This is a genomic window from Bacillus sp. FSL E2-8900, from assembly GCF_037966225.1.
Taxonomy (GTDB): domain Bacteria; phylum Bacillota; class Bacilli; order Bacillales; family Bacillaceae_G; genus Bacillus_A; species Bacillus_A cereus.
Genome location: NZ_CP150193.1, coordinates 1,949,258 through 1,962,235, shown reverse-complemented (window position 1 = coordinate 1,962,235; position 12,978 = coordinate 1,949,258). Strand labels below are relative to the sequence as shown.

Genomic DNA, 12,978 nt, shown 5'->3' with positions numbered 1-12,978 from the left:
TGTTCACTGCTCCTTTTCAACTGTCTCATCAAGTGCTTACTCTTTTTTCTCTGTGTCCGACAAATTTTTATCGTTTGATGAATTGCCATATTTCTTTTTATATTCATCTAATTGTTGCTCATATGTTTTTAACTTTTGATCACGTTCTTCCCCTGATAAATCCGGATTATTTTTCAGTGATTCAATTTGTTTAACAAGGCCGTACATAATAAGCTGAGGATCATCAAGTGTTTTAGCTAAATCTAATGATTTATCAAAATTACCTTTTCCGTTATACATCCAATACAGCAAATACTTTTCATCACTTTTCAAACTAATGTTTTTCATAATCGATTTCTTTTGAGCTTCACCTAGTTTTTCAGCTGTAATGTATGCAAATGCTAACTCATATTTAGATGCAATCGGTAATGATTCAAACTCCTCCTCATTCAATTGCGTAATGACTTTGTCATAATCAGTTGCTATGAAACTTGCATTTGCTTCTAACAATTTATTTTGATAAGGAAATTTTATAAAAGTGAAATATATTAAAGGAGCAGCTAAAATAACTGTCGCCGCTATGAAGGAAAAAGCTAAGTATTTAAATGATTTATAGCTTTTTTTAGGTACTAACTGCATATTTTTTTCTGTTTTTGTTTGTTCCTTCTCAAAGCTGTCATCAAGAAACTGCAGTAATGCATCTAAGCTTTCCATTTGAGCAACGGTCTGTTCAAATGTTGTTTCTTTTGCATCTTTTAGTAACCCAGCATACAAATCATCAAAGTTATGTTTTTGGGAGAATAAAGCAATAATTAGACACTTATATTGTGTTAAAAATTGCTCTTCTAATAATGGGGTTGGCGGAACAATATCTCGAATTCCTCTATGTATAATACTTGGTATTAAATTAGCATTAAAAACTATATTGTCTGGATGTAAAAAGAACGTGATTCGTTTATTTAAATATTTACGAAACTGCGCAACATTCCGAAGTAGTCTTAATTTCTCATTTCTTCCAAAACGGCTAAGATCGCCCCACTTATATAATTTTTTATCTACTTGATATAGAAACGTAAACATATCATCCGTTTCTTCTATTGTTAATGGTACAAATTCAGATGATTCGCCCGTAATTATATCGAATTGACGGAAGTCTTTTATACGTGTTTGAGATTTGGTCATCTCCAATTTCCAATTTTCTTTTTCTATTTGAAATTGATAGTTCATTGCATCAATTTGAATTATTTTTTCCGTCATGTTTATCCTCTTCTCCTTTTCTTTATAACCCGTAATAACTTATTTTCAAATAACTAAAAGTAAAAAATATTCTTTATAAAACTTGCAAAATATCTCCATCTGTTATTTGGTGATCAATTAAACGATCATTATCTGTTAAAACAATTGACTTATTTTTCACTTTAATCACAAAATGCGAACCTTCATGATTATCAATCTTTAGCGTATCTAATAAGTTTTTCAATAAATATTTAATAGATTGATGATTCGGAATACGCAAATCATATGTATTTCCATTCCATTTACTAAAATCTACTGTCACATTGATATGTGTTTGTATTGCCATCGCTTTACCTCCAACTTTTACGAAGAACCGTATAAATACCGATGCAAATAAGTAGAATGCCGCCGCCAAATAATAATATTATTGCTATACTAATTGGCTCTTCATTCATTGTTTCATTACTTGCTACTTCATCTGCACTTTTTCTGACAATGTATTCACTGCTAAACAAACTATTTTTCGTATCTTTAACACTATTATTCTCTTTTTGTTTTATAAAAAGAGAATCTCGCAAAGCTTCCATATCTTTTTGTTCTTTCTTTTTCTTTTTCTCAATTTCTTCTTCTATATCTTTGTTAAATAATTCAATCGATGCTTTATCTAATTCTGTTTCCTTATGTTCCTTTTTATTTTTTTCTTGGTCGCTTTCTTCAAGTCGATCCACTTTAAACTTAATCTTCCCATCATCACCAAGATAACTGTCAGCCGCGCTCCTTATCGGTAGCGCGACAAACAGTAAAAGGATAGAGAGAAATGATAACTTAGCCACTATGCTCCATTGTTTGATCATTTACTTCTTTTTCCTCCCATTTCTTATGCCATACAAATAGATTACTAACCAATCCAATAATGGCAATTACAAACAATACGACAAAAATAACTTTCCCAGTATCTTTACCACTAATAAAATCATTTAGAAAACTTTCTATATACTGAAGCGGTGAGAATTGACGTATCTTTCCGACAGACGACATTTGATCTACTTTACTTCCAACTGCCTCAGTTAAAAACAGGTACATGCTTAAAAATACTAATAGTATAAACATTCCTACCATTTTTATTTGTCGTAATAAGTAGGTTGAGACTAATACAAACGCCATCATAATAAATGTGATGAACGCAATCCATAGTAAACTTTGATCCTGACCAAACTTTAAAAGACGCCCAGAAATGATACCTATACTAATCCCTTCCACAATTGATATACCGAAAGCTACTACTGTAGTTGGTACATTCATATCAATTAATGAGAATTTCTCTTCAAAATGATCTGATTGCATTCGTTTCTTTTCTTGATTCGCAATTGCGTATGCTGTAAATAATGCAACAATGAAACAAGTTAATACAATTAAGTATGGTGTAAAAGCATTACCTGCTACAATTACTCCATCATTTTGCTTTTGAACTGGACTAGCTAAAAAGTCATATAGCATTTCATTTTGACGATCTCCAATACGACTATTCGCTAAAATTTTCGTAAAGTTTTTGGAGAATGATTTATCATCTTCCATTTTCTTCGTAAAGTCGTTTAGTAATAAATCAGCTTTTGAAACAATTGTCGTTCCGCTGTCTTGAATTTCTTTTGCTTGTCCATTGATTTGATCAAATGTTTTATATACATCGTCTGAAGTTGCTAAACTATGCTTCGAACTTTCGACCAATGACTGACTTTGCATCATTAATGATTTAATACCAGAATCTAACGATAAAATAGCTGTTTGCTCACCAGCATGATTTGTTGTTAATACTTGCTGCTCTTCAACTAGCTTTAAGCTATTCTCACGCCATTTCGCTAAACCTTTTACATACTCTCCTAAATTTTCATTCATACTAGTTGCTTGTTGCGTCGTTCCATTTAATTTCTCCGCTAGTAGCATAGAATTTTGATCCGCACTAGTAATAGATTGTTGATAAGAGTTTATTTTTTGTTTTAAACCTGACATATCTTGCTTTATTTCTGTAGTAATACTTGATGAAACAAGATTTGAAATTAAATCAATTAAGCTTTGTTTATTTAATACGTAGTACAAAGATTGATCCGTCGCAATTGCATCTAAACTTCCCTCTTCTAACTTAGGACCTACATCTTTCGTTCTTAAATCAATCCCATAATACATTTCGTAAAGGCTCATTAAACCTTGATAACTTTCGACTGTATCTACTGCTTCTTTTATTAATACACTGGAAGTAATATCTGTTATTTTTTCTGTTTTTTGATGTACAACTTGATTCGTTGTACTTTCAATAATTTTTGAATTGCTACCGTTATCTGTCCCAGTGTCTGGCTTCTCTCCTGTATCAGGTTTTTCTCCTGTATCAGGTTTCTCTCCTGTATCAGGGTTTCCTCCCGTGTCTGGATTTCCTCCTGTATCAGGTTTCCCTCCTGTGTCTGGATTTCCTCCTATATCAGGTTTCCCTCCTGTGTCTGGATTTCCTCCTGTATCAGGTTTCCCTCCTGTATCAGGTTTCCCTCCTGTGTCTGGATTTCCTCCTGTATCAGGTTTCCCCCCTGTGTCTGGATTTCCTCCTGTATCAGGTTTTCCTCCTGTATCAGGTTTTCCTCCTGTATCAGGTTTTCCTCCTGTATCAGGTTTTCCTCCCGTATCAGGTTTTCCTCCTGTATCAGGTTTTCCTCCTGTGTCTGGATTTCCTCCCGTATCAGGTTTTCCTCCTGCATCAGGCTTGACACTGTCACCATTATTACTCTGTTCTGTTTTTTGAATAATAGGCGTTTTAGCATTGTGTACTAACGGCATTATGCCATACTGTGATTTATGAACCACATTTTCCACTTTGCTATTTTCCGTTTGTGTTCCTTTATCTTCTTTGTTAGGTTTTTCTTTTTCAGGACTAGTTTCTTTTGTATGAGTCCCACTCAATTCCCACTGCCATGTTACAGGAGAGAAAACATCTATATTGATGTTTGGATCTTTTAACTTCACATCCAAGCTAATCTTTATATCCCCTTCATTACGAGGAGCTATTGTAATTTCTCCTGCTTCGCTTTGAAGAAAGTCACTTGTACGATCCTCACCATCAATATGTAAGAATCCTGTACTTCCATCTAGTTTAAATTCTTCTGGAATCTTTATCTTCAAAATTTGCGGAGATTCCATTTTAATTACTTTAGCAGTATCACTAAATGTAATTCCCTCTGTATAAAGTCTATCCTTTACTTCTTTAATTGCGTTTCCTAAAGATATTTTATTTACAGGATCATAATAAAAATTATTTTCTTTATTATATTTTTTTGTAAATTGAATTACATTTTGCAGTTGTAATTTCGTTGTATCTGGCAAATCACTTTGACCGATTTCTTCCATGTTTAAACTAGGTAATTTCGCAATTAAATTCTCGATTTGTTTCTTTATTCGAGCATCTGGTTGTTTCATTAATGTATTTATGAAGATTTCTTGCTTTCCATCATTCGACATAGATTGCTTTAATTTCTTAATTACCGTCTCTTGAATATCACTTTCTAACTTCCCTGCAAGTTCTGTATCATATTCAGACACTTGTTTTTTTACATCTGCTAAATATTTTTGAATTGCTGCAGCATCAGTTAAAATATTTGGTTCTTTCTCTGAAAACGTAAATTGATTTGAAATAATTTTATTAGCGGATTCCAATGCACTTAATTGCTTTAAAGCATCGCCTGTATTCATATCATTCATATATTGATTGAATTGATTTGTGAAATTATTCGCTAACAAATTGTTATCAGTTTGCATTTTTTGAAAGTTATTAAAACCATCTAAGTACGTACTGTTAGATTTATTCCCTTCATCTAACGCTTGACCGAAACCTTTTAAAACATCCTGAAATCCTTTGAAACTATTAACAGAAACACCTGTATAATCTTGTACTGTTTTAAATTGATTTGTGTAATTCGCTAACGGACTATGTATATCTTTTTTATACATAGTTGTTTGAACGTTTCCTTTTTCAATTATTTTACCTATATTATCTTGTGCACCTTGTAGCTTACCGATAATACTCGCAAAATAAACGTCGATTATTTGCTTATTGAAATCTTCTAAAATAACAGAAGCTGTATTTTCTGCCTCAGCTTTCAAATCCTTATTCCCAGTTGCATTTACTTTGTAGTTTAACGTTAATTTCTCCGGAATCTCTGAATCAATCGCAACTGCTTTCCTAGAAAAATCATTTGGAATAACAATCATCATATTGTAATTATTATTTTTCAATCCATTTTCTGCTACCCCGCGACTAACTACGTACCATTCTTGTTTCGTATTTTTATTTACATTTTTAACAAATTGATCTCCAAACGCTATTTTATTACCCTCAAATACAGTACCCTGATCTTCATTTACCAACGCAACTGTCATTTTTGGTGTAGTATTCTCATTAGCTTTCTTAACATTTTGATTTAATGCTAAATAGGAGACCCCTGTTGATAGTACAAGAGCTAAAATAATAAACAACAAGATGCTCCATTTGAACTTTTTCACTACTTATCACTCCTGCGACTGCGAGTCTATCTAATGAAAGACTTCGTATCTTACTCTAGTTTTAAAGTAATTTAGCCATACAACGTATGGTTGCATGGCTAAATTATATATTTCTTTTTATCTGTCTTATTGTAGACCGAAATTACGAGAAAGATCTTCGTCATGTCTAGCAACAGCTTCTGCAGTTTTATTAAGCTGCATATTAATTTCTTGTAATAGCTGTGCGAAGTTTTGTACTTTTGGCTTTAATTGATTGAACTGTTGGTCAAAACCTTCGAAAGCACGACCTTCCCATTCTCCTCTTAATTCATTTTGTAAGTTTTGTAGTTGACGTAAAATGTCCTCAATTTGATTTGCACCTTGTCCATATCGAGTCGCTTTCGATTTAAGCTCCTCTGGTGACATACGAATTTGTCCTGCCATTATTAAATCCCCCTTAAAATTAAAAAATAGTAAAATTAACCAATAATCAATTCTACAAATTGATTATATCAATAATTTAAAAATTTCTAAACAAAAAAATGATATTTTTCCAAAATTTCTCTTTTACTATAATAACGATATATTGTATAATACTAATTTATTTGTTTTTTAAGCACACTCTATAAATCTACTATAAAATAAAGGCAAACCATCTATTTTATATATTTATAAGGACTTATTCACTTTAAATCCCAGCGATAAAGTAGCCACTAAATCATTATTTTCCTCCCATTCAGACTATAATACTCACTTCAAAGTCATAATTACCTGCCTTTCAACAAACCCAAACTCTTCGTACATCTCTTTTGCAAAATTCCCAGCAAATACATTCAACCGAATTTCTGAATACTTCTCCTTTAATTCCTTAATACCAGCTTCCATCAGTTCTCGCGATAATCCTCTCCCGCGATATTTTGGGAAAACGTACAATTCATATATAAATCCAAGTTTTTCACGAGAAAAATAGTCTGTATTTTCCCCTATTAATATCCATCCCATTACTTTATTTTCTTCTTTAATAATTAAATAGTATGCTCCTTTTTCTACAATCGGCTTTGTAATCTCAATTGCTTTCTTGGTACTTAATTGACAATTGCCTCTCGTCCCTTCAAAAAGCGATTGAGCCGCATATTTTAATATTTCATTGGTATCTTCTTGATTCGCCTTAATTATCATTTTTCACAACTCCCCTTGAATAATAGGCATTACTATCGCTTGTTCAAGATTCTCCGCTTCCATAACAATTGCCGTTAATCCGTGTTCTGTACTTGTTTCATGGAGCTCTCCCTTTTCCCAAAACACAGCTTGTCCCGCCTCTATCTTTATCTTTTCTTTATTTACTCCACATACATATCCTGTCCCGTCCACAATAAGAAGCAGTTGAGATACAACTGCTTCATGATTACCGATGATTCCATTCTCGTGTAAATGCATAGCACCGATATGTATATTTCCTCGATGGTTTAATATTTTCGACATGATGAAATTAGATTGAAATACTGATAGGTGCTTTCCTACTTTTTCACTAAAATCAAAAATTTTCATTACTAGTTCTCCTTATACGTATAAAACCATCCTTACTGTCTGCATCATATGTCCTTCAAAGTCTTCTTCAAATTGCTCTAATTCAGCAAAACCTTTCGCTTCATAAAAGCGTTTTCCTTTTTCATTTGCTGCTTCTACATGTATGTACAATTTCCGTATCCCATTTAATGCTTTAATTCCTTTTTGTAATAAAGCACTTCCGATCCCTTTTCCTTGCTGATCTGGTAACAAATAAATCGCACCTAATTCCGCTTCGTTTTGTAGTCTAACAGGTGAAAAGTTCGCAAACCCTATTACTTCACCCTCTTCTTCCGCAACGAATAAATGTGTATTTTTAAGACGATATTTCATTTTTTCATCAGAATATGCCTCGTCTAAAAAACTATCTTGAATTTCTCTCGGAATAATGCCTTCATATGTATCATGCCAAGCTATTTTTGCTACTGATTGTACAGCGTGAATGTCTTCTTGCTTCATTTCTCTAATTATATATGTCATCTCGATGTCTCCATTCTCTTTAAATTATATTCTGCTAATATACTAGAAGAAACGGCAAAACCATTTTCATAATTCACCTTAATTAATTTTAATTTCTCAATTGAAGCTGTTGCAAAATTAAACTTTCCATAAATATATTCCATTACACTTAAAAACTGCTTTGTATGTAATCTATTTGCAATTGTACAATGCGGAACCCATTTTCCCGGTACGTAATATGAATTTGGGTTGTCATGAAAAGTTTTAAAATAATCATGATAAGAATAATGAAGTTTTAACAATTCATCGGTAACGGTCGGCGCTAGAAAGACCGTTCCATTAGTAGGAAAAATTCCAACAGAAGGAAAAATTACTGCGTCTATATTTTCTTGAATAGCTACAAACTCCCCTAGTTTCTCCGTATACAAATGAACATCTAACTCATTATAATCCGCAATCGTTATATGAGGTTCTACTCCAGCTAATTGATTTGTTCCAATTACATTTGTTAATTCATTTTGCAGTTCTGTAATTTTATTAGTAAACACACCATCAAATGTAGCAATAATAGCGTACAATCTTTCTCACCCCTTCGTTACACATAGCGCTTCCCATTCTTCACGAATCATGCCCATTCGAATAGAATCATAGTATGTTCCGTTATAATAACGACACTTTCGCATTCTACCTTCTAAGCTCATTCCTATTTTCTCCGCTACTTTCATCATTCGTTCATTACCAGACCAAGTCGTGAGCCCTACTCTACCAATTTCCATCTTTTCAAATAATAAATCTCGATATAACGTTAACGCTTCTGTACCGTAGCCACCATTCCAGTAAGTTGGATTATAAATAACAATTCCCATCTCCAACCAACGCGTCGGTTTATGCTCCCAATAAAATCCGACCGTCCCTATAATTTGACCGTTATTTTCTATAATTAAATTTGACAGTGGTTCTTCTTGCAAACGAGTTTGCATCTTCTCTTTATAGGAAGAGTATTCTTGCATTGAGAACGGGAAATATGGCGCATCCCATTTCTTCCATTCTGGGCTTTCTTCTTTAAATATGATATTCCATAATGTTTTTATATCCGATTCTTCTATTGTACGAATTGTAACTTTCTTCCCCTTTAATACAACGTTTTGCATAATTCCCTCCTGCATTCCTCTTTATTTCATATATAATTATAATATTTTTTCAGAAAAATCAAAACTAATATCATTTATTATATTGTATAATTTTGTTATTAGATACCAATTATTGATTTAGAAAGCTGGTGATTTAGTGAATAATCGATTTAGTATTGCTATATTTCTCACTATTATTACGACAAATATTATTCTATATTTCTTCTTACCATCAAATATTGTTACGAAATGGGACTTCAATGGAACGCCTACATCAACAATGGATAAAAGCACTTTTGTAATCGTAAATATAATTATATGTTCCTTCTTATTCTTTGTATTTTTAGCTTTATCTAAAGCAGCGAGTAACCAGAAATTTCTCCATTGGATCGGCAACACAATGTTACTATTCTTATTTTTTGTCGATATTGTCATCGCCCTCATCGCTCTTGGCTTTTCACTTCCTCTTGATCATTTCATATTTTTAGCATTAGGGCTTTTATTTATATTAATAGGTTATTTCAGTTCCAAAATTGATACGACTAAATTAACCGTTTCATTAGAATGGAATGATAAGCACCTTGAAAAAAGAGCTTCAAATATTAGTAGTATTTCAATGATGATAGCAGGTATTTTTTTAGCGATACTTCCTTTTATCGTTTCTGCTCCCTATAGAGGTTATGCTATACTAGCAATTCTTTTAGGAATGACGCTTATCATTCTGCCGAGTACGATTTATTTACTTATTAAAGACAGCAAGCAATCTACTCCTTTAAAAAAATAGGAGGTTATATCCCTCCTATTTCAGCTTAATGTTTTATTTTTCACTTTTTCTATCTCAACTAAAATCCCTTTCCCTATCCAACCCTCTACGCCATCTTTTTTAATTAAATCATATCCTGAACAGCTATCATCAATGAGAGAAACGATATCTCCCTTCCTAACGCTTATTTGCGCACAAGAAATATCGGTTTTCACTGTATATTCACCTGACTCAAGTTGTTTCATATATTCATTTTTTACAGTGAGTAAATTATTCGTTTCCTTTTGTTTACATACGGTGTAATCTTGCATCTTCTCGATAGGCTCTATGTAATAATACGGATATGTCACTCCGCCCTGCATTTCTGAATTCGCATTAAAATCCGCTATTACTTCATACTCCGGAAAATAGTCTACATATGTATAAGAAAACGTATCGCCCGTTTGTTTCCTCTGAATAATAAATACGTTTAATTGCCCTGCTTCTTTAATTGCATTTCCTCCATCAATTGCAATAATTTTTTTCTCCTTATCAATAACTGGATTGTTAGACGGTGCTTCTTCAGAATAGTTCACGACAGGCCAATGACCAACTATTACATACTTATTTGCTTTATGTGATTTATTAAAAAACTGTGGCATTGCTATCGCATTTTTGCGCTCAGTTTGTTTCCAATCTACTCTATCTTCTAGACCGGCATGCACAAAAATATAATCTTCTGTTTCAATCGCTGTTGGCAACTCTGTTAGCCAATATAGTTCTTGTGAAAATTCACTTAACAATGCTTCTTTCACTTCACGAATTGAAGTGCCCTCATGAACTGAAAAACCCAATTGCTCTAGCCATTCATTAAAAATCGAGTGCTTTCTCATACATAAATAATTAATAAGATCAGGATTTTCATTTAGAAGAGCATCAACTATAACTTCACAATTCCCTTCAACAACGTGAACCTTTGAATTGTTCTTTACAAGATTCATAACGTAGTTTACTACGCCTACGCTATCTCGTCCTTTCTCGCAAAGATCTCCATTAATAATTAAATAATCTTCATCTTTAAAGTTAACTTTATGTAGTGCTTCTTTTAAAAGATTTAATTCTCCATGAATATCAGATATGACGATAACTCTAGCATCATTAGGGATTGATAGTTTCTTTATTTTTTTCAAGTATAAGCGCTCCAATCATTCTCTTTATTAAATTAAAACAATTCGACAAAATACACTATATAACCTTTTCAAATACATATACCATAACTTACAACCTATTTACGGTTTAATAATAACTTAAAAAATAAGAAGAAGCTGTTCCCAACTTTTGCGGGACAACTTCTTCTTATTTTTTATAATTCTTTATGAAAAGAATAACTCACCTTATCATACCCTTCTCTTTCATAAAAACGATGAGCATCAATTCTTGAAAATGCTGACGTGAGGACGATAGACTCACATTCGTTTTCCTTTCCCCAGTTCTCTATATACGAAAGTAATACTTTCCCATGTCTTTTTGAACGATGTGCTTCTGCTGTTACAAGGTCATATACGAAAATGTGTTTCTTATTATAAAAGTTCGTACAAATTGCTACACCTGCAAGGCTAACAACTTCACCATCCTCATTACGCAGCGAAAATAGTTTATAATTTTCTTCTTTCATATTTCGAAATAAAGAGCTTGTTTCCTCTTTTGAAAGTTTCGTTCTTAATTGCTGTAAAACAGGTAATACTTCATGTAATTGCTCTTCTGTTACTACTTCTTTAACATTCATTTTTAACTCTCCCTTAACTATTTAAATAATTTTCTAAATGTTATATCATTATTATAGAAAGAAACTGCCCTTTACTTAAGTGGCAGTTTAAGTGTTTTTTATAAGGCCAGTTTTAAAGGAGAGTTTTATATGGATTTTATTATCCCATTGCAATTACAAAGTAACACACCTATTTACTTGCAAATTTACGAATATATAAAAGCTGAAATTATACAAGGGACTATTTCTGTTGGCACACGTCTACCCTCACACAGAAATTTAGCATCACAACTTAATATTAGCCGCATTACTGTTGAATCAGCTTATCAACAGTTATTAGCTGAAGGTTATGCAGAAAGTAAACCGAAACGTGGTATTTTTGTAGCAAATTTCGATATTGACGTTATCCCAAATAAAAAACGAAATGCAGCAAAGAAGACGAACAATTTGATAGAAGAAAAATTTGAATATGATTGTAGCCAAGGGCTTATTGATCAAAATGCATTTCCGATTACAAATTGGAAACGAGCATTACAAGAATCCATACTTACATACGAAAATGCACTATTTGCCAAAGAAGATCCTCAAGGTGAATTCGCTCTTCGAGAGCATATATCAACATATTTATATCATTCTCGCGGTGTACATTCTTCACCTGATCAAATTGTGATCGGCGCCGGAACACAGCCACTTCTCTGGCTACTACTTCAACTGCTTGGCCCTACAAAAGAATACGGCATTGAAAACCCTGGATTTCACCGTATACACGCAATTATTAAAAGCTGTGATAGACAAATTCATCCCATACTATTGGATGAAAAAGGGATTGATATTTCTAGTTTATACAATACAAATTCCAATGTCGCATACGTTACACCATCACACCAATTTCCACTCGGGATTATTATGCCTTTATCTAGAAGATTAGAATTGTTAAAGTGGGCTAATGATTGCAATGGATACATTATTGAAGATGACTATGACGGAGAGTTTCGCTACGCTGGTAAGCCGATTCCTTCTTTACAAAGTCTTGATTCAAATGAACGCGTTATTTATATGGGAACTTTCTCAAAATCTTTTTTACCTTCTTTACGAATGGGATATGTTGTTTTACCACCACATCTTTTAAAAACATATCAAGAACTGCATGGAATTTTCAAACAAACAGTCTCTACAATACAACAACTTGCTTTTGCTAACTTTATACAAAACGGGAATTGGGAACGTCACCTTAATCGGAGTCGTACACTATATAAAAGAAAACATCATACGTTAGTAAAATCCATTACGAAAGAAATGGGGGCTAATGTTCAAATTCTTGGCGAACAGTCCGGACTTCATATTGTTTTATGTGTAAATAACAGTATGAATGAAAATGAACTGATTGAATCCGCTAAAAAACAAAGCGTTAAATTATACCCACTTTCTCCATATGATTTCGTGAATGATTTACGTAAGGAATCATACGTATTACTCGGCTTTGGTAGTATTCCGGAAAATAAAATTGAAACGTTGGCTATATTATTGAAAGACGCTTGGTTTCCTAGTTGCAAGGAAACTTGTTAACATTGGGTTTAACTTGT

Annotated in this window: 14 protein-coding genes; 2 read left to right on the top strand and 12 right to left on the bottom strand. The window is 32.8% G+C overall.

Annotation, left to right across the window (positions count from 1 at the left end; translation table 11 throughout):
- Nucleotides 1–36 precede the first annotated feature (36 nt).
- From essB to NST90_RS10135, 10 genes are all read right to left on the bottom strand, one after another.
- Nucleotides 37–1,236: a type VII secretion protein EssB gene (gene essB, locus NST90_RS10180; RefSeq protein WP_016122371.1), complete on the bottom strand. Its 1,200-nt coding sequence runs from the start codon at nt 1,234–1,236 to the stop codon at nt 37–39.
- Between the two features lie 73 nt (nt 1,237–1,309).
- Nucleotides 1,310–1,561 (bottom strand): EsaB/YukD family protein, encoded by a 252-nt coding sequence (locus NST90_RS10175; protein ID WP_001007571.1) that lies wholly within the window; start codon nt 1,559–1,561, stop codon nt 1,310–1,312.
- 4 nt (nt 1,562–1,565) lie between these two features.
- On the bottom strand, nt 1,566–2,069 hold the full coding sequence (gene essA, locus NST90_RS10170; protein ID WP_088859475.1) for a type VII secretion protein EssA: 504 nt from the start codon (nt 2,067–2,069) through the stop codon (nt 1,566–1,568).
- Nucleotides 2,041–5,754, bottom strand: a complete 3,714-nt coding sequence (esaA, locus tag NST90_RS10165; RefSeq protein ID WP_283748201.1) for a type VII secretion protein EsaA — start codon at nt 5,752–5,754, stop codon at nt 2,041–2,043. The genes essA and esaA overlap by 29 nt, the downstream gene beginning before the upstream one ends.
- Before the next feature lie 126 nt (nt 5,755–5,880).
- Entirely contained in the window at nt 5,881–6,177 is a 297-nt protein-coding gene (locus NST90_RS10160; RefSeq protein WP_000918601.1) for a WXG100 family type VII secretion target, read from the bottom strand.
- A 306-nt stretch (nt 6,178–6,483) separates the two neighbouring features.
- On the bottom strand, nt 6,484–6,912 hold the full coding sequence (locus tag NST90_RS10155) for a GNAT family N-acetyltransferase (protein ID WP_000584245.1): 429 nt from the start codon (nt 6,910–6,912) through the stop codon (nt 6,484–6,486).
- 3 nt (nt 6,913–6,915) lie between these two features.
- Entirely contained in the window at nt 6,916–7,281 is a 366-nt protein-coding gene (locus NST90_RS10150) for a cupin (protein ID WP_000688074.1), read from the bottom strand.
- Between the two features lie 12 nt (nt 7,282–7,293).
- Complete coding sequence (locus NST90_RS10145; RefSeq protein ID WP_000221048.1) at nt 7,294–7,779, bottom strand: GNAT family N-acetyltransferase; 486 nt, start codon at nt 7,777–7,779, stop codon at nt 7,294–7,296.
- Nucleotides 7,776–8,336, bottom strand: a complete 561-nt coding sequence (locus NST90_RS10140) for a 2'-5' RNA ligase family protein (protein WP_283748202.1) — start codon at nt 8,334–8,336, stop codon at nt 7,776–7,778. The genes NST90_RS10145 and NST90_RS10140 overlap by 4 nt, the downstream gene beginning before the upstream one ends.
- 6 nt (nt 8,337–8,342) lie before the next feature.
- Entirely contained in the window at nt 8,343–8,909 is a 567-nt protein-coding gene (locus tag NST90_RS10135) for a GNAT family protein (RefSeq protein WP_001181857.1), read from the bottom strand.
- 136 nt (nt 8,910–9,045) lie between these two features.
- On the opposite strand from NST90_RS10135, the gene NST90_RS10130 reads away from it, so the two are divergent.
- Nucleotides 9,046–9,672 (top strand): DUF1648 domain-containing protein, encoded by a 627-nt coding sequence (locus tag NST90_RS10130; RefSeq protein ID WP_048558203.1) that lies wholly within the window; start codon nt 9,046–9,048, stop codon nt 9,670–9,672.
- Between the two features lie 20 nt (nt 9,673–9,692).
- Here the strand turns inward: NST90_RS10130 and NST90_RS10125 are convergent, their stop codons facing one another.
- Both NST90_RS10125 and NST90_RS10120 read right to left on the bottom strand, forming a co-directional pair.
- Complete coding sequence (locus tag NST90_RS10125; RefSeq protein WP_061113136.1) at nt 9,693–10,820, bottom strand: metallophosphoesterase; 1,128 nt, start codon at nt 10,818–10,820, stop codon at nt 9,693–9,695.
- A 173-nt stretch (nt 10,821–10,993) separates the two neighbouring features.
- Nucleotides 10,994–11,416, bottom strand: coding sequence for a GNAT family N-acetyltransferase (locus NST90_RS10120; protein WP_048558201.1), 423 nt, complete (start codon nt 11,414–11,416; stop codon nt 10,994–10,996).
- Nucleotides 11,417–11,545: 129 nt separating this feature from the next.
- Between NST90_RS10120 and NST90_RS10115 the strand changes: the two genes are divergently transcribed.
- Nucleotides 11,546–12,961 carry a PLP-dependent aminotransferase family protein gene (locus NST90_RS10115; RefSeq protein WP_048558200.1) on the top strand — a complete coding sequence of 472 codons (1,416 nt, stop codon included), beginning with the start codon at nt 11,546–11,548 and terminating at the stop codon, nt 12,959–12,961.
- The last annotated feature ends 17 nt before the right edge of the window (nt 12,962–12,978 follow it).